The organism is Enterovibrio norvegicus, from assembly GCF_002876705.1.
GTDB classification, from domain to species: domain Bacteria; phylum Pseudomonadota; class Gammaproteobacteria; order Enterobacterales; family Vibrionaceae; genus Enterovibrio; species Enterovibrio norvegicus_B.
Window position 1 is genome coordinate 638,498 of record NZ_MDAG01000057.1, and the last position, 22,651, is coordinate 661,148.

At 45.5% G+C, this 22,651-nt stretch carries 14 protein-coding genes; 1 reads left to right on the top strand and 13 read right to left on the bottom strand.

From position 1 onward, the window contains the following. Positions 1–208: 208 nt before the first annotated feature. The 10 genes from rmf to pepN form a co-directional block, all read right to left on the bottom strand. Entirely contained in the window at positions 209–379 is a 171-nt protein-coding gene (rmf, locus tag BCT27_RS22170; RefSeq protein ID WP_017011042.1) for a ribosome modulation factor, read from the bottom strand. Between the two features lie 164 nt (positions 380–543). Continuing rightward, on the bottom strand, positions 544–2,406 hold the full coding sequence (locus BCT27_RS22175; protein WP_102396787.1) for a DUF3466 family protein: 1,863 nt from the start codon (positions 2,404–2,406) through the stop codon (positions 544–546). 2 nt (positions 2,407–2,408) lie between these two features. After that, entirely contained in the window at positions 2,409–4,328 is a 1,920-nt protein-coding gene (uup, locus tag BCT27_RS22180; protein WP_102318858.1) for an ATP-binding cassette ATPase Uup, read from the bottom strand. Then, a complete protein-coding gene (locus BCT27_RS22185; RefSeq protein ID WP_017007591.1) occupies positions 4,315–4,569 on the bottom strand; it encodes a glutaredoxin family protein in 255 nt (84 codons plus the stop codon). The genes uup and BCT27_RS22185 overlap by 14 nt, the downstream gene beginning before the upstream one ends. Continuing rightward, entirely contained in the window at positions 4,569–6,701 is a 2,133-nt protein-coding gene (rlmKL, locus tag BCT27_RS22190; RefSeq protein ID WP_102396788.1) for a bifunctional 23S rRNA (guanine(2069)-N(7))-methyltransferase RlmK/23S rRNA (guanine(2445)-N(2))-methyltransferase RlmL, read from the bottom strand. Before rlmKL ends, BCT27_RS22185 begins: the two co-directional genes overlap by 1 nt. Before the next feature lie 1,171 nt (positions 6,702–7,872). Continuing rightward, the gene (locus tag BCT27_RS22195; RefSeq protein ID WP_102396789.1) at positions 7,873–8,421 is read right to left on the bottom strand and encodes a cell division protein ZapC; all 549 of its coding nucleotides are present in this window, start codon (positions 8,419–8,421) and stop codon (positions 7,873–7,875) included. Between the two features lie 143 nt (positions 8,422–8,564). Continuing rightward, the gene (pyrD, locus tag BCT27_RS22200) at positions 8,565–9,575 is read right to left on the bottom strand and encodes a quinone-dependent dihydroorotate dehydrogenase (protein ID WP_102396790.1); all 1,011 of its coding nucleotides are present in this window, start codon (positions 9,573–9,575) and stop codon (positions 8,565–8,567) included. Between the two features lie 58 nt (positions 9,576–9,633). After that, positions 9,634–14,451, bottom strand: coding sequence for an NAD-glutamate dehydrogenase (locus tag BCT27_RS22205; protein ID WP_102392195.1), 4,818 nt, complete (start codon positions 14,449–14,451; stop codon positions 9,634–9,636). Positions 14,452–14,606: 155 nt separating this feature from the next. Then, positions 14,607–14,834, bottom strand: coding sequence for a DUF2835 domain-containing protein (locus BCT27_RS22210; RefSeq protein ID WP_102318854.1), 228 nt, complete (start codon positions 14,832–14,834; stop codon positions 14,607–14,609). Positions 14,835–14,901: 67 nt separating this feature from the next. Further along, entirely contained in the window at positions 14,902–17,511 is a 2,610-nt protein-coding gene (gene pepN, locus BCT27_RS22215; RefSeq protein ID WP_102396791.1) for an aminopeptidase N, read from the bottom strand. A 294-nt stretch (positions 17,512–17,805) separates the two neighbouring features. Here pepN and pncB point away from each other — a divergent pair, with 294 nt between their 5' ends. Further along, complete coding sequence (gene pncB / locus BCT27_RS22220) at positions 17,806–18,966, top strand: nicotinate phosphoribosyltransferase (RefSeq protein ID WP_102396792.1); 1,161 nt, start codon at positions 17,806–17,808, stop codon at positions 18,964–18,966. 125 nt (positions 18,967–19,091) lie between these two features. Here the strand turns inward: pncB and BCT27_RS22225 are convergent, their stop codons facing one another. The 3 genes from BCT27_RS22225 to proQ form a co-directional block, all read right to left on the bottom strand. After that, a complete protein-coding gene (locus tag BCT27_RS22225) occupies positions 19,092–19,757 on the bottom strand; it encodes a lipocalin family protein (protein WP_102396793.1) in 666 nt (221 codons plus the stop codon). A 193-nt stretch (positions 19,758–19,950) separates the two neighbouring features. Further along, a complete protein-coding gene (gene prc / locus BCT27_RS22230; protein ID WP_102318850.1) occupies positions 19,951–21,948 on the bottom strand; it encodes a carboxy terminal-processing peptidase in 1,998 nt (665 codons plus the stop codon). Between the two features lie 18 nt (positions 21,949–21,966). After that, complete coding sequence (gene proQ, locus BCT27_RS22235; protein WP_102318849.1) at positions 21,967–22,623, bottom strand: RNA chaperone ProQ; 657 nt, start codon at positions 22,621–22,623, stop codon at positions 21,967–21,969. Between the last annotated feature and the right edge of the window lie 28 nt (positions 22,624–22,651).

The following is a 22,651-nucleotide window of genomic DNA, read 5'->3' on the forward strand; positions in this document are numbered from 1 at the left end:
GAGATACGAGATACGAGATTTTAATAGCTAAGCGCTGATAAACAAATACTTACCTACTTCATCCCCGCCAGTTTCCAAGCTTCTCTGTTTTCCAAGGCTGTTATTACCTTCTATTTCAGATCTTCCCCACACAATTAGTTATAGTGCGTTAAATGAGCAATCAAAAGCCCCTATTCAGGGGCTTGTAAGATAATTTTTAGGGGTGGGTTTACTTCATGTTGGTCGTTTTTGTATCTCGGCCATCGCGCCAGCCACCTAACCATTGACTGCGTGCGTCCATGGCCTGATAAGGACATGTCTCAGAGGATCGACCGTTTATACCCGCTTGATAGCCTTTCGCTTGTGCACGTTCTAAACGATCTCGCTTCTGTCTTTTCATATTTCCGCCCTCTTATCCTTCGACGTTTTCATCTTTACGGTACGGTGTTGGTCATGTTGACGTTTTATTACCGCACCCATTAAGACTTATTCATGCTCAGAGAATAATCAAGCATTGGGAGGCTCATCCTCCAAAAATTTGTGAGAGTGAGCCAGAAATGAAAATTACTTTTTACGACGCATTGCGCCCGCAAGCGCAAGAAGACCCAAACCTAAGAAACCAACACTGCCACCACTTCGCGACACGGTTTGATCATCGTAAGTGCGTTGTGAAATTGTTCCGTTGTTATCTCGAGTCAGTTTTACCGCGACAAGTTCTTCAGTACCGTCACAAAGCGCGTTGTGTGCAGTTGAACGATATCCACCAGCACAGTAGAAAGCAGATGCTGCAATGTCGCCGTTATCAGCGATATCGAAAGCCTCAGCAATACGGTATTGGTTGTTGGTGTCTGAAGCAGCACCACCATTGGTCAAATCATCAAGTAACCAACCACGGGTGCTTTGAAATGTCGTAAGGTTTTTGGCTGAACCATGAAGGTAAATGTAACCACGCTGACGACGAGCCCGGTCACGCGCAGATTCAGTATCAACCTTACCCACCAGTTCGTTATCGTTGTTTATCGAGGCTGCTGTTGCATTGTAGCCCGCAAAGAACAATGAACTTTGAGAAGCACCCAGCAGCGTCGTAGACGTGCCTTCATTGATAAACACGGTTTCCGCATAAGCACCGCTTGCACGACGGAAGTTCTTGGCGATACCAGCGACAATGCCATTCTCATTGATGTCATTGGCAACGGTGTAAGAGTAGATAATGTCGCCGCTTTGGCGAATCTCGATGCCAGGGATAAGTGACATTGTCCAGCAACGCAAAGAAGTATCTGTCTGGAGATTGGTTAAACACGTTGAAAAATCTGAAATCGGAGTGTACTTCACAGCACGTGCATAAAAGCCGTTATCATCATATGTATTGAAACCCACCATGGTAGGCGCAGTTTCATTGGTAAGGAGAGTTGCAGCCTTCACCGATGCTTGCGCTGTATCGTCCGTGTTCCCTGTAGGGTTGTTGTCGTTGTCGGTCTGAAAATCTGCGATCACACGGGCATTTTCAGAGCTAGCGTAACTCGAAACCCACACAACAGCTTGATTGGCGAACTGGAAGTACTGACAAGCACGATCAGTATAGTCAACAGTTGATGAACAACTAAATAAGCTACTTAGCCCCGCGCCTTCAGGGACTTTTCCGCGATCACCCACATCGGCCATGTTAGCGACGGAAGCAGAGCCAAATGTAATGACATCTGAGCCCACTGTAATAGCACCATTGGCGTTGGTTTGACCGATGGTAGAGATAACCGTTCCCAATCCTGATGGTGGAAGCAGTTCAGTACCGCCATTAAAACCACGCGTCTTAAACGCTCTCGCATGAACAGCACCATTCTGGTAATACGGACTACTTGACGCACCTACCGCGCCAGCATCTGAGATCTGATTGATCACAACATTGGTGGAGTTAGCATTCGCTGAGCCTGTTGGTGGAGTACCACTGACACCTGGTCCAAAAGGATTGGCTCTCGTGCCATCAACAGAGGCAGTGCTGTTAGACGTGTATCCGTTGTTCCAAGCGTCGATTTCTTTCTTCAGGCCGCCATCACAGACTTGTTCACTGTCTTCGCTATCACACACCTCGCCAGTGGCTTTGATGCCATACCATTGTTCATCCGCCCAAGCATCACAGGTGTTGTAACCCAGGTAATTATCACAATAGTTATCAAGGTCGTCATAACTATTAATGAAATGCTCTTCATCTACCATGTAGGGCATTTCTTCTGAATAGTTCAGCCCAACAGGCCCACGAAGCACTTCTACCGCGATTTTCGAGCTATCGGCTGCAATCGCCGTTGCCGCCGAAGATTGGCCGCTTGAAGCCCCAGTTTCTTGGGTAACATTGTAAATCGCTGCACTTGCAAGCGTTGGTAACCCAGCAACCGCGAGTGCGATTGCTGACAATTTGAATTTGTTGAACTGCATTCCTAATCCTTTTGCATTTCTTCGAGCTCTTCCCAGCGTTCAAAGGCAACTTCTAACTCTGCTTCAGCTTCGCTTAAGCGTTGAAGCACAGTTTGTGTTTCATCATTACTACGCTGGAAGAACGCAGGGTCGTTGACCGACTCCTGAATGTGCGAAATTTCATTTTCTAAGTTTTCAAGTAGCTGTGGAAGCGCTTCAAGCTCTCTTTGCAACTTGTAAGACAATTTTTTCGTTGTCTTTTTCGCTTCTGGTGCTTTTTTCGGCACTTCTGCTGATGTTTCTGGCTTTGCTTTCTGAGGTTTACTGGTCTCGGTTGCTTTCAAGTAGTTCTCACGTTGCTGCATTGCATCGTGATAGCCACCCACAAACTTACGAATTAAACCATCCCCTTCAAACACCCAGCTATGCGTCACTGTGTTATCAACAAATTGACGATCGTGACTCACTAACAGCAAGGTACCTTGATAATTGGCAAGCAATTCTTCTAAAAGTTCCAGAGTTTCGATATCCAAATCATTGGTTGGCTCATCAAGCACCAATAAGTTGGCTGGCTTCAAGAAAAGACGTGCCAGCAATAAACGGTTCTTCTCACCACCAGAGAGTGCTTTTACAGGTGTACGCGCGCGACGAGGGTGGAAAAGGAAATCTTGCAAGTAACCAAGCACATGGCGTTTTTTCCCGCCCACATCGACTTCAAGTTTGCCTTCAGCAAGGTTGTCGATCACTGTTTTCTCGGGATCCAGCTTTTCACGGTATTGGTCGAAATACGCCACATCGAGTTTCGTGCCCACATGGAAAGAGCCTGAGTCAGCTTCAAGTTGCTGCAGCATCACTTTGAGCAAGGTACTCTTACCACAGCCGTTCGGCCCAATTAACGCAATGCGATCTCCACGCATAACATTGAAGCTAAAGTCTTCAATGAGGCGCTTCTCGCCCCATTGGTAACCGATATTTTTCGCTTCAAAGACGATTTTGCCTGAACGAGCAGCATCATCCAGTTGGATGTTGGCTTTGCCCATCACATCAACACGATCAGAACGCTCGCGACGCAATTGCTTCAGTGCACGCACTCGGCCTTCGTTACGGGTACGACGTGCTTTAATGCCTTGGCGGATCCAGGTTTCTTCTTGCGCAAGCTTTTTGTCGAATAACGCGTTTTGTTCCGCTTCAACTCGCAGCGCTTCCTCTTTGCCCTCAAGGTACATTTCATAGTCACCAGGGAAAGAAGACAGCATGCCTCGGTCAAGATCCACAATGCGGGTTGCCATTGAGCGAATGAATGCACGGTCATGCGAGATAAAGATGATCGAACCTTTGAAATCTTTCAGGAAGTTTTCCAACCACATGATGGTTGCCACGTCCAAGTGGTTGGTTGGCTCATCAAGTAGAAGAATGTCAGGGTCACAAACCAACGCACGTGCCAGTGCGGCTTTACGCTGCCAACCACCGGACAGCTCAGAAAGCTTCTTGTTTCCATCAAGCTTCAAGGCGTCTAGCACTTGTGTGATTTGATTTTCAAAGTGCCATGCACCGTGATGGTCGAGCTGCTCTTGCACGCGAGCCAAACGGTTAATGTTTGTTTCGCTTGGATCGGTTTCCATCAAGCCTAGAAGCTCGTGGTACTGCTTTAATAGCGCCCCTACTTCCGCCAAACCTTCAGCAACATAATCAACCACAGTGCCTTCCGCATCACGCGGAGGATCTTGCTCAAGGCGTGATACCTTCAAATCTGTTTGACGGTTAATGCTGCCATCATCGAGCAGCACGGTGCCGTGAATCACTTTCATCAGTGTGGATTTGCCTGCGCCATTTCGGCCAACCAAACACACTCGCTCACCGGGTTGAAGAACGAACTCAGCTTTATCCAGTAATGGATTGTCGCCATAGGCAAGCTGCGCGTTGGTGATATTAATCAATGCCATGTGTATCTAACCATGTCTGTAGTAATGAAGAATCGAAAGGCCAGCCCAATTCACTGAGCACTGAACCGTCTTCATTTTGAAGAGATAATACGGGAATAGTGACGCCGTAACGTGAAAAAAGCACGTCATCAAACGCAATGTCGATAACGCGCAAAGCCGTGGTGTTACCCACGGCTTGATAAAGTGCAAAAGCCTCTTCACAAAGGTGACAAGCTTCCGTGCTGTAGAGGACTAACGCCATTAACCTTCCTTGTGGGTCACGATCCAGCAATTATGAATGTGTTTGTTTCGTTCGAAATCGAGTGGAATAGAACGATCTGTGATGTTTCGTGCAAACAAGCCCAATTCATTCAACGCATCAAAATCCATTTTGAAGTTACGCTTATTGTTCGAGAACACGATTTCGCCAAGAGGACGAAGCAAACGCTTAAGATCTGTCATCAACTTGAGGTAGTCACGCTGAACATCAAACGTGTCTTCCATGCGTTTAGAGTTAGAGAACGTGGGTGGATCGATGAAGATAAGGTCATATTGACCATCAGCCATTGATAACCACTTCAAGCAATCAGATTGAATGAACTGATGTTGACGCCCTACTTTGCCGTTTAGCTTCATGTTGCGTTCAGCCCACGCCAGATAGGTTTTTGACATATCTACCGTCGTGGTTGAACGTGCGCCGCCCACTGCCGCATGCACAGTTGCTGTGCCTGTGTAAGCAAACAGGTTCAAGAAATCTTTACCTGCCGCCTTCTCACCCAACAGCTTACGCGTGTAGCGGTGATCCAAGAACAGGCCTGTATCCAAGTAATCTTGAAGGTTCACTTCCAGCTTAACGCCGTATTCTTGTACTTCCATGAAGCGTTTGGCTTCACCCAGTTTTTGATACTGATTCGTACCCTTTTGTTTTTCACGGGTCTTCAGTATCACGTTATTGGCGTTAACACCCGTCACGGTGATAGCAGCACGAACAACGTCCAGTAAGCGGCGGCGTGCCGTTTCTTCAGGGATCTCTTTTGGTGCCGCGTATTCTTGAATGACGATATGATCTTTGTAGCGGTCAATCGCCACGTTGTAGTCAGGCAAGTCAGCGTCGTACAGGCGGTAGCATTCTAGGCCTTGTTGTTTCGCCCACTTCTCAAGCTTTTTGATGTTCTTGCGAAGACGGTTAGAAAACTCTGGTGCCACATCTGATACTGGCGCTTTTTGGCCTTCTACAGGCGCAACTTCACCGCGTGCAGTGATCTGGTACGTTTTCATCACACAATCAAGTGCGCCGTTACGAAGCTTGTAGTTACTTTCTGCACGCATACGCAAACAGCTCAGCAACTCGTCTGAACCAGAGTAAATAGAAGCAACCGACCCTTTAAATTCAGTTTTCAGCTGAACACCCAATTGGGTATAGAGCGCAATTAAGCCTGGTGTTGTGCCAAGACGCTCACCGTAAGGAGGGTTACAAATCACGTGCCCGATTTCGTAGCCTTCAGGCTTGCTTAACGTTGCTGCATCGCTCAATTCAAATTGAATCAAGTCAAACACGCCGGCACGACGCGCGTTGGATTTAGCGGTTTCAAGCACACGCGCATCGTTATCAAAGCCAAAGAAACGCGTTTCACATTTCGCAGGGCCTTTCTTCGATTTGAACGTGACTTCTGAATGTACTTCCATCCACTTCTCGCGGTCGAAAGATTTCAGAGACTCAAAGCCCCAGCGTTTGCGCTTAAGACCAGGTGCAACCTGTGCAGCCATCATCGCAGCTTCAATAAGCAATGTGCCTGAACCACACATAGGGTCGAGCAATGGTTGATCAAACGTCCAACCGCTTTTCATGACAAGCGCTGCTGCGTTGGTTTCACGAAGTGGTGCTGCGCCCGCCTCAGTGCGGTAACCACGCTGGTGCAAACCACTGCCAACCATATCGATACCCAACAAGCCGTTTTCACGAGACAAACGCATGTGGATACGCAGGTCTGGTTGCTCACGGTCAATGCTTGGGCGGTCAAGATCCGCTTTTACGAAACGGTCAACAATGGCGTCTTTTACTTTTAACGCGCCGTATTGGCTGTTACGGATCTCTCGGTTAGTACCATTGAAGTCGACGGCAATGCGTTTTCTTTCACTGAAATATTGTGGCCAGTTAATTGCTGACGCACCCAGATACAGGTCCATGTCATCACGTACATCAAACTCGCTCAGAACAAGAATGAAACGCGATGCGGTGCGGCTCCATAAACAACAGGTATAAAGCGTTTTTTCATCAGCACGAAAACGCACGCCAGCGTTAACCGCTTTCACGTCGCTTGCACCGAGTTGCTCTAATTCTTCTGCTAGAAGGTTCTCAAGACCGCGGGAGGTAATTGCTAAATATTGATTCATGGAAATGTATTCTGAGGAATGTTGCGCGCGATTATAACTGAATTAAATGGACTTCGCTCAACTCTGCATAAGACTTCGTTCGATTTAGTCAAAACAAACGGGTCTAGCGATCTTATTGCTGCATAAACAGTCATTATTTATTCAGGATAAATGTTCTCAAGGTTCATACAGTAACTCGTGAGAACAATACAAAACGACACAGACACGCTTAGCAAGGTAAAGCCCTAAACTTTGTTTGTGCTCTTTCGATGAGCATCTGACAAGGACCACCTAATTCCGTTCAATTGTAACTTCCTCATACGCTATTCTCGCGCGAAAAAGTGTTTCCATCAGGAAACAACACAAACCAAAGCTCCGCCACGCCCTTCAGGCAAAAGCTATTTACCCTAGCGCTGCCTTCTAAGCAGTTAGTCCTTTTTATAGTAAGTGCACACTTATCCACAGGGTCACAAATTAGCTAACATCTAAATTTCAAAGTCACCCCTATTGTGTCCCATTGGGAAACCAACAAAACCTCGTTAATTTGGTATATACCAGAAAGGGATTTCAATCCTAAATGGACACATTAAAGGGGAAGTGAATGATAATTTGTTTCTGTTTTATGCCCTGTTTTCGCTCTGCTGAGCAAATACACATGAACAAAAACCATACCAAATGATTAGAAATACGTGATAGGCATCACGTCAAGTGATTGGAAAATAAGCGAAGAAAACATGAGGTAAATACGGGTAATCGTATGTAACAAACCCATAACAGTGAGAGATTGGTGCAAATACGCCTCACAGAGCGCGTGCATTATATGTTTGAGAAGAGTGTGTTTTTTTGAATGTTTACGCGGAGGCTATTCATTTAGAAGAGATGAAACGTTCCCCTTCTTAAATGCCCTGAACTCAGAATTTAACATGATAGCCGCTATCAAGGAGACACATTCAACGCCTTTGGTGAGTAACAATTTGTTTGATACAACAGCGATTATTTGTTCAATACAACAGCGATTTCAGCAGGATTAACGATAACGTTGTCAGGCGTTGAGTCAGCAAAAATGGATGTGCATCGCCCTTTTTTGATCAACAGAACAATGCAAATAGTGGAGGGATTTAACGACAAGATGATGAGGAGTAAAAGCAGATATTGAGAACGTGAAGAAAAGAAAGGCTGATAGGAAACCCTATCAGCCTACTAACGCATAATGACCACTGCGGCTATCGTATTGCTGTTGATTTAGAGATAGTCGGTCATTCATTACTTTTATCGCTTCACAGAACCGCATTTTTTTTGTATCGGTCAGTGCCAATGCTGATTCGCTCGCATGCATACACAAAGATGCGCAGCCTGCGTTTTCGATCACCAAAAAGGATTCACTGCCGTATTCGGTCTTCAAATCCACAATAGAGCCTACAGCTGGCGTGGTATGCCCTGCTTGTGTTTCGAAAAACCAACTTTTAGGAAGTAGCGGTTTATGGAAGCGGTTCGCTGCCACTGCGTTTAATACCAATTCCGCCTGGCGAGGGCCAGACAAAGGTAGTTGACTTACTGCATCTGAGTAGGTCGAAAAGAGTGATGCGTCATCGACTGAAAATGGGGTATCAACAAACGCATCGGGGATGAGGTGCTTCTTTTCAATCGCCACTTTAAAAACCATATCGCCACCAAGGTCGAGCATCAGCGCGTTTGCGTCGGTATCGAAGTACCATTTCCATGCATTATTTGGTTTCAACATCTTGTTCTCTCCTGCTTCGTGCAGAGAATCGGTCCATGTAAAGTGCGATTTAATTTGAGCTTTCGGAGAAGTGTAATGGGGTTTAGATAAAAAAAAAGGGGAAAACTTCGTTCCCCCTTTCGTTACATTCTTAATTTTCTAGGTTAAATATTACGAACAATATTCTTCACTAGTTTTGGTCCGTGATAAATGAAACCAGAGTAAACTTGAACCAGTTCAGCGCCTGCCATCATTTTCTCTTTCGCTGCCATTACCGAGTCAACACCGCCTACCCCAATGATTGGTAATTTACCATTCAGTTCTTGGTGAAGACGACGAATCACTTCAGTGCTTCGGTTTTGAACAGGACGGCCACTTAACCCACCCGCTTCATGAGCATGAGGCATGCCATCTACCAGCGAGCGATCAAGTGTTGTGTTGGTTGCAATAACACCATCGATGTTATGACGAACCAACGCATCAGCAACTTGAACTAACTCGTCTTCGGTCATGTCTGGTGCAATCTTCAATGCAACAGGCACATACTTACCACGAGATTTCGCCAATTCTGTTTGACGCAATTTCAATGCACCCAACAGGTCATCAAGTGCTTCACCGTATTGCAGTGAACGTAGCCCTGGCGTATTTGGCGAAGAAATGTTTGCGGCGATATACCCTGCATGGTCATAGACTTTGTCCATACAAATCAGGTAGTCGTCTTTACCATTCTCAAGTGGCGTATCTTTGTTTTTGCCGATGTTAATGCCAATGATGCCGTCATATTTGGCTTTCTTAACATTTTCTACCAGCGCATCAACACCCGCATTGTTGAATCCCATGCGGTTGATGATCCCTTCAGCTGGAAGAACACGGAAAAGACGTGGTTTGTCATTGCCAGACTGAGGACGCGGTGTCACCGTGCCTACTTCAACAAAACCGAAACCCATTGCGCCGAAGGCATCAATACATTCACCGTTTTTGTCTAAGCCTGCAGCAAGGCCAACTGGGTTTTTGAAATGCAGTCCCATGACTTGAACAGGACGAGGAGGAAGATTTTGACGATAAAAAATATCAAGAGGTGTACCAGTAAAACGAGATAGATTCTTGATTGTCAGATCATGAGCATGTTCTGGGTCTAGCTGAAAAATTGCCGATCTGGCGAGGCGGTACATCATGTAACCTCCGAAAAAAAGCCCCGAATAAACGGGGCTGTATTATCAACACTTTCGATGCTTAATTCAAATTTAAAAGCGTAAGTTCCCGCAATGCAACGGAGAATTTTGCAAATTCATGAGCAGAGCCCACTTTAAACTCAGCAACAATGCTTTCCCATCGGCCTAAACTGATTGCGTGCTCAATCATCCAAGACTCAAGCCCCAACTCTGCAGACTCACCTTTTTTCATGCCCGACAAGATTTGTGCGGTCAGCAAACGCTGCTGCCAATCCAGATCTTCTCGGAATGAAGCACGCGCCAATGCCTGCCAATGGTTCTCGACCGGTTGATTGGTGATTTGCTTGAGGAACCAATGTAATGACAAGGTATCGCCAAGTACAAAGTACAAACGCGCAACCACATCGAACGGCATCTTCATTTGATCCGACACTTGTGCCAAATCGAAACCAGCGAACAAGCTTGTTAAGCGAGCAACTTTATCTGCGATCTCTTTCGGCACACCATCTTTGATGTAACCTGCCGCTTGTTGCTCGTGTTCCTTAATTTCCGCAGGCACCAAGTATTTCTCAAGATTATCTGACAGATTCTTAATGGCTGGTTTGTAGAACGCCAATTGTTCTTGGATTCCCTGACCTCTTGTGCGATTACGCAAGATCCAACGCGTTGCTCGACGAAGCATACGACGGCAGCGGAACAAAATTGCGTACTGCGTTTTCGCAGACACTTTGTTATCTAGTGCGCGAATATCTTCAAACGTTGTGCCGAAATCAAGCACATCACGCGCAACCGCATACGCCGATGCAATCTCACCAACACTTGCACCCGTTTCGTCCTGCATACGCGAAACAAAATTGAAGCCCATGCAGTTCGACATTTGGTTAGCAAGGCTGGTAGCGATAATTTCGCCACGCAGTGGGTGGTTCTCCATCGAATCGCGATAGTTACGTTGTAACTCGCTTGGGAAATATGAAGGTAGCAAATCGCCGAAATACGGATCTTTTGTGATTTCATCAATCACTAACAGCTCTTTCAGTACCATTTTCCCGTAAGCCACAAGCACAGCAATCTCAGGACGGGTCAACCCTTTGCCGTGAAGCTGACGCTCGGCCAAGGTTTCATCATCAGGAATATGCTCAAGGCCGCGATCCAATTTCCCGTCTTTTTCGAGGTAATGGATAAAACGGATCTGCTCTTTCAGCAAGGCAACTTGTTGCGCCGCGGTCACCGAAATGGATTCGCTTTGGCAATATGCATTATCAAGAACGATTTCAGACACTTCGTCTTCCATACGTACAAGTAATTCATTACGTTGTTTGTAGGTGAGATCCCCTGCTGCAACGAGGCCGTTAAGCAAGATCTTGATGTTAACTTCGTTATCCGAACAGTCCACACCACCTACGTTATCGATGAAGTCGGTGTTTGCACGACCACCATTCATGGCATATTCGATACGCGCCAACTGGGTCATACCCAAGTTACCGCCTTCGCCCACGATTTTCGCGCCGATTTCATTGCCGTTTAGACGAAGCGCATCATTTGCACGATCGCCCACATCGGTATGGGTTTCAGACTCTGATTTAACGTAAGTACCGATACCGCCGTTCCAAAGCAGATCCACATTCGTGCGAAGGATCTGTTTGATCAACTCGTTTGGCGTCATCGATTGCTTACGAAGACCCAGCATTTTCTGAATTTCAGGGGACAGTTCAATCGACTTCGCTTTGCGCGAGAAGATGCCGCCACCTTTAGAAATCAGTTTCTGGTTGTAATCTTCCCAGCTAGAACGCGGCAGCTTGAACAAACGATCACGCTCTACCCACGATTTCGCTGAATCTGGTGTTGGGTCAATAAAGATATGCATGTGGTTAAAGGCAGCTTGAAGACGAATATGTTTCGACAGCAGCATACCGTTACCGAACACATCCCCCGCCATGTCACCAATAGCCACACAGGTAAAATCGGTTTCCTGGCAGTCGATACCGATTTCACGGAAGTGACGCTTAACAGATTCCCATGCGCCTTTCGCCGTGATACCCATGGCTTTATGGTCATAACCGTTTGAACCACCCGATGCAAACGCATCGCCCAGCCAAAAGTTATATTCCTCAGACACAGAGTTCGCGAGATCAGAGAACGTTGCCGTTCCTTTATCTGCTGCAACAACCAAATACGGGTCATCTTCATCATGACGCACGACATTTGGTGGTGGCGTTAATGCACCTTCAACAATGTTGTCAGAAATATCCAACAAACCACGAATGAAGATACGGTAACAACGCTGACCTTCAGCAAAGATTTCATCTCGGCCGCTGAGTGAATGTTGTTTCTTACAAACAAAGCCACCTTTTGCGCCAACAGGCACAATCACGGTGTTCTTCACTTGCTGTGCTTTTACCAAGCCCAGTACTTCCGTTCGGAAATCTTCCTGTCGGTCAGACCAACGGAGACCACCACGCGCGACTTTTCCGCCTCGCAAGTGAACACCTTCAATGTCTGGTGAGTAAACGAAGATTTCAAACGCTGGCACAGGTTTTGGAATTTCTGGGATCTTTGAAGGTTCCATTTTGAAGGAGAAGTAATCCTTCAACTCACCAGTTTGTTTGTCGGTTTGGAAATAGTTGGTACGCAGAGTCGCAAGGATCATTTCCATGTAACGACGAATAATACGATCGTCATCCAAGCTTTCGACCTGCTCTAGCTCTTCTTCAATCTGCTTAATGATCTTGTCTTGTTCTTTGTCGCTGTTTGCTTTCGGATCAAAACGCTTGGTGAACAAAGCAACGAGCAACTGAGCCAAATCTGCATGAGAAGACAAGGTTTCTTCTATGTATGATTGACTGAATGGGAACGCGACTTGGCGCATGTAACGCGCGTAGCTACGAAGAATGGTCACTTCTCGGCCAGAAAGACCAGCATTCAATACCAATCTATTGAAGCCATCACTTTCTAAGCGCCCTTCCCAAATGGCTGCAAATGCATCTTGGAACTTAAGACGTGCGTCTGACAAATCCAACTCTGTGCTTGCACTGTGGAGCATCGAGAAATCAAGGATCCAGAACACTTCCCCAGATGTCGTTTGCACTTTATATGGGGCTTCACCAATCACGCGCAGACCAAGGTTTTCCAACATTGGCATGACATCAGAAAGGTGAATAGCTTCGTCTTTTTGGAACAGCTTGAGGCGCACAGCACAAGACGTTGAAGGCTCTTCTTGTGGTCGGTAGAACAACATATCGAGTTTCTTGTTGGCGCTTAGCCCTTCAAGACGCTCGATATCGGCAACCGCTGAGCCCGGAAGCATGGCTTCTTTGTATGAACGTGGGAAAGCACTGGAGAAACGTTTGGCAATCGGCGTACCGCTGTTTTCACCAAAGTTCGCAATCACGGACTCTTCAAGGCGATCATCCCATGTTGATGCTGCCTCAGTGAGGTTTTGCTCTAGCTTCTTAACGTCGATATCGAAGTTGTTGTTATCAACACGCACGATGTAATGGGTCCTTGCCAATGGGCTTTCAGAGAAGAAGGTCGTGAACTCAACCTCTTTTTCTGAACCAAAATACTGCTTCAGAATACGCTGTGTTGAGCGACGTAATTCCGTGTTGTAACGCTCTCTCGCCACGTAAACCATGCACGAGAAGAAACGGCCAAATGGGTCACGACGCACGAAGATACGCAACATATCGCGATCTTGTACTTGAACAATCCCCATGCCGATATCCAGCATTTCCGTTTCGGTTGCTTGGAAAAGTTCATCACGAGGGAAGTTTTCAATGATGTTCGCCAGCGCTTTCCAAGAGTGTGATCCTGGGTAGTAACCACTGATCTCTAGGATCCGCTGCACTTTATTACGCAGAACGGGGATGCTGTTGGTCGCTTGGTTGTATGCTGACGACGCATAAAGACCATGGAAGCGGTGCTCGCCAACCACATTGCCTTTCTTATCAAAACATTTGATGCCAATGTAATCGACATAGGCTGGACGGTGGACACGAGATCTACCATTACCTTTATTGATAATCAGTAGCTCTTTACGCAACGCCGTCGCGCGTGCAGATTCCGGCATGTCTGAAAGCTTGATGCCAGGGCGCGGCAAATCAAGTTTCTTCGCCAAACCCAAACCAACTTCATCAGCGGGTTTTAAAATGTGGTCGCCTTCAACGGCCGTCAATTCATAGAACTGATAGCCCATAAAGGTAAAGTTGTGTGCGCTGATCCACTGAAGAAATTCAATGGCTTCTTGTTGGCGTTCTTTCTCTACCGGCGGTTTGTCTTTCTTCAAATCGGCGATGAGTGATGCCATCTTGTCTCGCATTGGCTGCCAGTCGCTCACAACAAGCGCGACATCAGTTAGCGATTCTGTAAGTTCTTTTTCCAGCGCCGCCATTTCTTTCTTACTGGTTAACTTATCAATTTCGATATGGAAAACCGATTGGCGTTCGCCTTTTTCATCACCGATCTCAATAACCTTCCCTTTCGCGTCTTTAACAACGTGCTGAGGGCCATTGAGCATCAAGTGAGCAGCAATATCTAAGCGATTCAATGCCATACGAACTGAATCGACAAGGAAAGGTGCATCAGGAGTTAGAATTTCGACAATGGTATGGGTAGATTGCCATCCATCACCGCTAAGCGTTGGGTTGAATACTTTTACGAAGATTTTGGATTGTTCGAAGGTATTTAAATGGTGCCAAAGGCTGATTACAGCACCATATAAATCGGACTCATTCCTCTCTTGCAAATCATCGTCGGAAATGGGACCCAAAATCCTTTTGGCTAACGTTTCAACAAGCGGTTGTTGTTTCTTGTCTAGTTTCTCGTCTATTAGATGGTAAACTTTTTCAAGCAACACCGGCACAATAGGGTCACGCGCGGTCATGGTTTACTCCATTTATTATTTGTGTAATCGCTATGAGTATAGAGGTTAATTAGTCTTTGCGACTTATGATGTAGTTTAAGCTCTAGGTTACGAAAGCGTTACACGAAAAAACGGTAATTGGAGCGCAGTTTTTAGATATGTGATTAACGTTCGGTTTAAACAATCTGTTCTAACGATTTAAAACGATTGTTTACGTCTACAGTCAGCCGAAAACGCCCTTTTACACCCACCTGACTCAAATATGGACGCAGGCGCGATGCAGGGAGTTGCAGTGTTAAACCCTTGTCTGTTTTAACAACTACTGTCGAAGCGGTACCAGAATAATGCTGTGAAAAAACTTGGTACGAGATATCAAGCGAGAATAAATATACAGTCGAATTCATAAAAAAAGCCGTCATTGGTTAGACGGCTTTTAAATTACTTATTATGGCGATTTTCGCAAGTGCCAGATTAAGCTTCTAAGGCTTTATTGATCTTTTCATAGAGATCTTTTGCCAGTTTATCGAGCGCAGCCAAACGTTCGAGTTGTTCTCGCATCAAACGCTGTCTTTCTTCGTCAAATCGTTTCAACTTGAGCAAAGGATCAAGTAATCGAGAAGCAACCTGTGGGTTTGATTCATTCAATTGAATAAGAATGTCAGACAGGAATTTATATCCCGAACCATCTTTTGCGTGAAAATGAACGGGGTTGTTATTACAGAACGCCCCTACCAAAGAACGCGTGCGGTTTGGGTTTTTCAAACTGAATGCTGCGTGTTCCATTTGCGCTTTAACATTTTCAAGCGCATCGCCCGCTGGATTAGTGCCTTGCAGCATAAACCATTTGTCCATAACCAAACCATCATGCGTCCATTTGTCGCTGAATGTGTCCATCAGAGACTGACGACAATCAAGTTCAGCATGGTTAGCAGCAGCAAGTGCAGCCGCCGTATCAGTCATGTTGTTTGATTGATTAAAATGTTCAGACACCAATGCATCTGCATTTTCATTCAATGCAAGGTAGCTTAAACATACATTTCTCAAACTACGTTTACCCATTGCATCATGCACTATGGTGTAACGCTCTTGACGAAGCGTGTGGTAAATCGCACTGAGTTCATCATTAAACGCATCCGCGAAGGCGTGTTTAATCGCATCTCGAACTTGATGGATCGCATCAACGTCGACCACGTCAAACCAACCGCCAATTTCATTTTCACTTGGTAACGTCATCACTTCTGCAATCAAAGCAGCATCGAGTTCTTTGCTGAGCAATACACCACGGAAGGCATCGAGTACATCATCAGGCAGTGAGAAAGCATCACCTTGCTGAATGCGAACAACGTTTGCTTTGATGTGTTTTGCCAGAAGCATTTGTCCAGCATCCCAACGCGCAAACTCATTTCTCGCGTGAACCATCAAAAAGGCAAGCTCTTCATCGCTGTAATCGTAGTTAAGCTTTACTGGCGCAGAAAACTCACGAAGCATTGAAATTACGGGGTTTTCAGACACATTTTGGAAGGTGAAAGTTTGTTCATTTTGCGTAAGATGAAGCACATTGCCAACGGGATTTCCGTTACACTGTAACTCAATAACGTTACCATCCGCTGCATACAGCTCCACATCAAACGGAATCAGCAGCGCTTGCTTCTCTTTTTGATCTGCCGTTGCTGGCGTGAATTGTTTCACTGTTAACGAGAAAGTTTGCTGCGTTTCGTCGAATGTGCTCGTTACCGTCAACTCAGGTGTACCCGATTGACTGTACCAAAGTCGGAATTGCACTAAGTCGACGCCAGACGCATCTTCCATCGCTTTCACGAAATCTTCACACGTTGCTGCCGTGCCGTCATGACGTTCAAAATACAGCGTCATGCCTTTCTGGAAATTAGTCTCTCCCAGCAAGGTATGCATCATACGAATGACTTCACTGCCCTTTTCATACACAGTCAGTGTATAAAAATTATTCATTTCAATGACTTTTTCAGGACGAATAGGATGCGCCATTGGTCCGCAATCTTCGGCAAACTGAGGGCCACGCATAATGCGAACATTCCCAATTCGGTTCACAGCCCGTGAACCGAGATCCGATGAAAACTCCTGGTCGCGGAATACGGTCAGACCTTCTTTCAAGCTGAGTTGGAACCAGTCACGACAGGTCACTCGATTACCGGTCCAGTTGTGGAAGTATTCATGGCCGATAACCGCTTCAATGCCGAGGTAATCGGTGTCTGTTGCAGTGTCTGAATTCGCCAACACGTACTTGGAGTTAAAGACGTTTAAGCCTTTGTTTTCCATTGCCCCCATGTTGAAAAAATCGACCGCGACGATCATGTAGATATCTAGATCATACTCAAGATCAAAACGATCCTCGTCCCATTTCATTGAGTTCTTCAGCGAAGTCATGGCGTGCGTTGCACGACCCAAATTGCCTTTATCAACGAAGATTTCCAACGCGACGTCTCGGCCACTTCTGGTGGTATAACGATCAGACAGTAAATCGAAATCCCCTGCTACCAGAGCAAACAAATAACTTGGTTTTGCATGCGGATCTTCCCACTTAACCCAATGACGCCCATTGTCAGTATCACCTTCACCCACTTTGTTACCGTTACTCAATAAGACCGGATACGCCGATTTGTCAGCAGTAATGGTTGTCGTGAATTTGGCCAATACATCAGGACGGTCTGGGTAGTAAGTAATTCGACGGAAACCTTCCGCTTCACATTGCGTACAATATGCACCGTCTGACTTGTATAAGCCTTCAAGTGATGTATTTCCCACCGGATCGATGTCAGTTTCGATTAAAAGCTCAAATTTTTTCGGCAATTGCGATAAAATAAGCCCTTCTGTTGTTTCGCTGTAATGCGTCCACGCTTTTCCATCAATTTCGATTTTTTTCAGCGTGAGACCGTCACCGTCTAAGATCATGGAATCTGCGCCGGCAACCGTCTGTTTAACTTGGCTTTTCGCAGTCACTCGCGCATGCGAGTCGAGTAAATCAAAGTCTAAGTCAATGTGGGTTATCGTGAAATCAGGAGCCGTATAATCTTTACGGTATTTAGCCTGAGGTTGTTGCGTCATGTCAGATTCCTTTTGTTGCATAACGAAAGCGTGTGAGCAGTCAATTTCACCGACGTCACACGATAATGAAGGCATAATCATCTAAGATACCCGCTAACATTCGGTTTTGCTACAGGTTGACTGTGCAACGAGTGAGCAGTCGAACTATTGATAGTAAGAAGCCGACGCAGATCGAATACCATTAGGTTGACGAAAGATGCAGGTTTGACGTTAAATTTGCTGCTGCAAATGGCGATAAAACCCAATTATATAAACGTTCAGCGAAAATTTGAGCCACGAGGTACTTTTTAGGGCATGCATACGCCAATCATTTCGTCATTATTAGACACGGATGCCTACAAGTTAAATATGCAGCAAGCGATCTTCCACCACTACCCGGAAGTTAACGTTGCGGCTGAGTTTCATTGTCGAAGCAATGAAAGTTTGACTGAACTAAAAGCCAGATTGGACGCAGAAATCCAATCGCTTGCTTGTTTAACATTCAGTGAAGAAGAACTTCAATTCTTGTCAGAGCTTGGCCTGTATAAAGCAGACTACCTCGCCTATCTTCGGGAATTTTCGCTTAACGCAGAACAGGTTACTGTTTCGATTGTTGATGGCCAACTCGCCATTCACATCGAAGGTAAATGGATTGATGTCATCCTATGGGAAGTGCCATTACTTGCAATAATTTGCGAGTTACGTTGTCACGTTAAATATCCAAATACCACCGTCGACCAAGCCATAGCGTTGTTAAAATCCAAACTGACTGCACTGGATAATGCTGGCTCAGACTTTCATTTTGTCGATTTTGGTACGCGTCGCCGTTTTTCAAAAAATGTGCACCATGCCATTGTTGAGCACTTAACCAATGAGTGTGCTCAGTTTGCAGGTACCTCTAACCTACTTCTTGCCAAAAAACACAATGTTCCCGCCGTCGGAACCCAGGCCCATGAATGGTTCCAAGCTCATCAGCAATTGGCGGGTGATCTTGCTGATTCACAGTTGTTGGCATTAAACCGCTGGTTACAAGAATACCCGGACAAATTAGGCATCGCCCTCACCGACTGCATCAACATGGATGCATTCTTGAATGATTTTACGTTGCACCTGAGTGAACAATTTAACGGTCTTCGTCATGACAGTGGCGACCCAATAGCTTGGGGTGAAAAAGCCATTGCGCACTATGAAAGCCTCGGTATTTCACCGTCTGAAAAAACACTCATATTCTCTGACGGACTGACGTTAGACAAAGCGCTGGATATCCATCAACATTTTACAGGTCGCATCAATACTTCATTTGGTATTGGTACCCAGTTAACCTGTCACTTACCCGATGTTGATACCTTGAACATCGTCATTAAGTTAGTGACGTGTAACGGAAAACCGGTTGCGAAAATTTCTGATGAACCCGGTAAATCTATCTGTAGAGATACGGAATATCTCAGCGAGTTGAAAAAAGCATTCAACATCTGACAATGGGTTTATCTAACTCACAAAAAAAGGGACACTCATCAGCGTCCCTTTTTTATAACATTCTAATTCCACACGAGTATCTATCGGTTTGCTTCTCGCTTCTCGCTTCTCGCTTCTAAACAAGTTTAAGGCGATTGTCGTTGAAGCACCGCTTCCATTCCGAATTGGTTATCCACCAATTTGAGTGTATTCGATGACAATTCAAATTGTGAATCTTGTTGTCCACCGCGATAAATAAGTACGAGATGATCACCTTCTAAGAAGTACACGCCTCGATGAGTGATCGACTTCCCTTCTTTACCTGACACTCTCGCAGAGAAAAGAAAATCAGGGCGAAGCATCAACGCTAGTTGTTCGACTTCTTCACCAACGTCTTTCCCTCGAATGATGTCGCTATACCAAGCACCTGATAAGTTGTTCGGTAAGATTTTTGTAAACTGCGCGCCTTTCAACATCAGTTGGTTGTGATTCAATTTGTATTCGTGGTGCTGCGAATCACCGAAGTCATCATTGAGAACAATGGTCGTTTCATCAAGATCATATTTTCCTGAAGCCTCTTCCACCGAGCCATCTCGATTCAACAACTTCACGCTGAAGCGATAGTCAGACTTGAAAGAAATATTGATGGCCTTGTACGCACCCTGTTCTCCGGCAGGCTCGGATTGCTGATCCGGGCTAAACCAATACCAATCGCCAAGCAGTAAAGGGAAATCAAATTGGGTTAAATCTTCTGCTTTTACGGCGCTCGATAAGGAGAACAGTAGGCACATTACGCTTATCCATTTCGTCATCGGTATCTCCTTACTCGTTTTGGTCTTACTTTAATCTTAGATACAAATCACACTATTGCTCGCCCTAAACGCCGTTGATATCACATTAACTTTTTTTGAAAGCATAAAAAAAGCAGGCTCGAAGCCTGCTTTTTAATTTCTGTTAACTATTGATAAATCAGTAGTTAATTCATCATTGAGTAACAACTCAACGCTACTTAGCCCTTGCCATGTCTAGCGTAATCAAAGCCGCTTCATTCAAATAAGCGTCTGGCTCTTCATAATCGCTCGGCACGTCATCCAATGTCTTAAAGGCTTTTTTCCCCAACATTTTTTGACGGTCATTTAAACGCGCAAGTCGCTTGTTGTCTGCTTCTTCACGTTCTTCGATGCGTGATTTCTCATTCAAAGAAATCACATTATCGTCTTTAATCGCCTTGTACTCGGCAATGTCTTCAGTAATAAAGCCAAACTCTTCATCATTTTTGATGCGAGACTGGTGCGATTTACCAAGTTCAACAACCAAGCTGTTGGTATTACCGACAGTGCTGTATGCGGCAGGGTTAATGCTATCCCACGGCAACGCATTTTCTTCAACACTCTCTCCTGTTTCTTCAGGATCAACCGCCGTTGGGAACGCAATGTCAGGAACAACACCTAAGTTTTGCGTACTACCACCATTGATTCGATAGAATTTTTGGATTGTGTACTGAACATGGCCAAGTGGTTTGTCGAACAAATCATAGATATGGTTCAGTGAACGGTGTTGCTGCACCGTGCCTTTACCGAAAGATTGTTCGCCCAAAATCACTGCACGACCATAATCTTGCAATGCGGCAGCAAAGATTTCAGAGGCAGAAGCAGAGTAACGGTTGATCAAAACGGTTACTGGACCATCGTAGTAAATAGCATTGTCGCTGTCGCTGTTCACTTTTACGCGACCATAACTGTCACGCACTTGAACAACGGGGCCACCTTCAATAAACAAACCGGTCAACGCAGACGCTTCACTTAGCGCACCACCACCGTTGTTACGAAGGTCGATAACAATACCGCTGACCTTATCTTTTTTGAGCTTGGCAATTTCTTTCTTAGTATCTTCAGCTAGACCAACATAGAAACTAGGGACTGAGATGACACCCACTTTTGCCGAACCTTCTTCGATAAGTTCAGATTTTACTGCACGATCTTCAAGGCGGATTTTGTCACGAACAATTGTTACCTTGTAACTTTTAGAGTTCGCGCCTTCAGGCAATATCTCAAGTTTTACCTTGCTGCCCTTTGGACCTTTGATCAACTGAACAACATCATCAAGACGCCAGCCAATCACATCAACGACTTTATCGTCATCCTGCGCAACACCAATGATTCGGTCACCTGGAGACAGTTTTTTCGAGCTTGATGCAGGGCCACCCGCAACCAAAGAGCGAATAACAGTAAAGTCATCTTCAACCTGTAACACCGCGCCAATCCCTTCCAAAGACAGGTTCATCTCAGATTGGAATTGCTCAGCATTTCTTGGCGACAAGTAACTGGTGTGAGGATCAACTTCACGCGAGAAAGCATTCAGATAGATCTGAAAAACATCTTCGCTTTTCGTTTGGGTAAGGCGTTTGAGCGCGTTGTTATAACGCTTTTTCAACGTATCTTGAATATCAGGCCAATCTTTACCCGCCAACTTCAAGTTCAACGCATCGTTCTTTACACGAAGACGCCACAGTTCATTAAGCTCTGCGTCGTTTTTCGCCCAAGGTTCTTCGCTGCGATCGACCAACATATCGTCATTTGCATCAAACGTAATTTCGTTATCGAGCAAAGACAATGCATATTGATAACGTTCAAAACGCTTTTGCAGAGACGCATTGAAAATGTCGTACGCTGCTGTTGTTTCACCTGAACGCAGTTGGTCATCAAATTCTGAACGCCACTTGGATAGCATATCGACTTCTTCTTGCGTCAAGAACAAGCGATTAAAATCAAGTGTTTCTAAATAACGATCAAAGACTTCCGCGGAGAATGCATCATTAAGCTGAAACTGCTTATAGTGAGATTTTTCAAAACGGCGGGTAATACGTTTGCTGGCTGTCTTGTGTTGAGGTTCAGACACCAGAGTAGGTAAGTCAGATGATTCGTACTTAGCCTCAATGGCATGAGCGGATGCTGCCAGCATAATACTGGCAGCAATCACAGAAAAGCGGATTCGACATGTCATGCGTCGAGGGTTCTCCCTTTATGAACTGAGGTGCTCCGCTTTAACGAGCATGGTTAGACCATTGCTTAAACGTACGCGAACCTCGTCCTTATTAAGTTCTACAATCGTAGCGGGCATGTTGCCATTACCCATATTAACGTTAACGTCCTTACCTACGACAATATCTTCGGCGTTGAGTTCACGACGTGGCTCAACTGGCTTCTTAGTAAGCTTAGTATTTTTTGCCTTAGCTGGTCGAGATTTTGCTTGGTTAGCCGTTGATTTATTTGCTTTTGGTGCTTTTTTGTCTCTCGCGTTAGACTTTTTGTCACCTTGTTTCGCAGCTTGCTCTTTACGACGTTCAGCAGCTCTCGCTTTGCTTTCAGCCAACGCAGTTTGAGCATGCTCAATGTGCTCTTGCTCAAGCGCGCCACAATCACTACCGTCTAGATCAACGCGAACAGCACCTTCTTTAGCGCCATATAGGTAACGCCAGGAAGACGTGTATTGACGCAATGCGGCACGAAGTTGGGTTTTACTGACCCTTGGATCATCAGCAAGACGTTCAGACAAGTCTTGGAAAATGCCGATTTTCAGAGGACGCGCTTCACCTTCAAGAGTGAAACAGTTCGGGAAACGCTCAGCGATATATGCAATAACTTGTTTGCTGTTGGCCAGTTTTTCAGTGTTTTCCATTTTTCTTCCTGTCTCTTTGCGCAAAGGC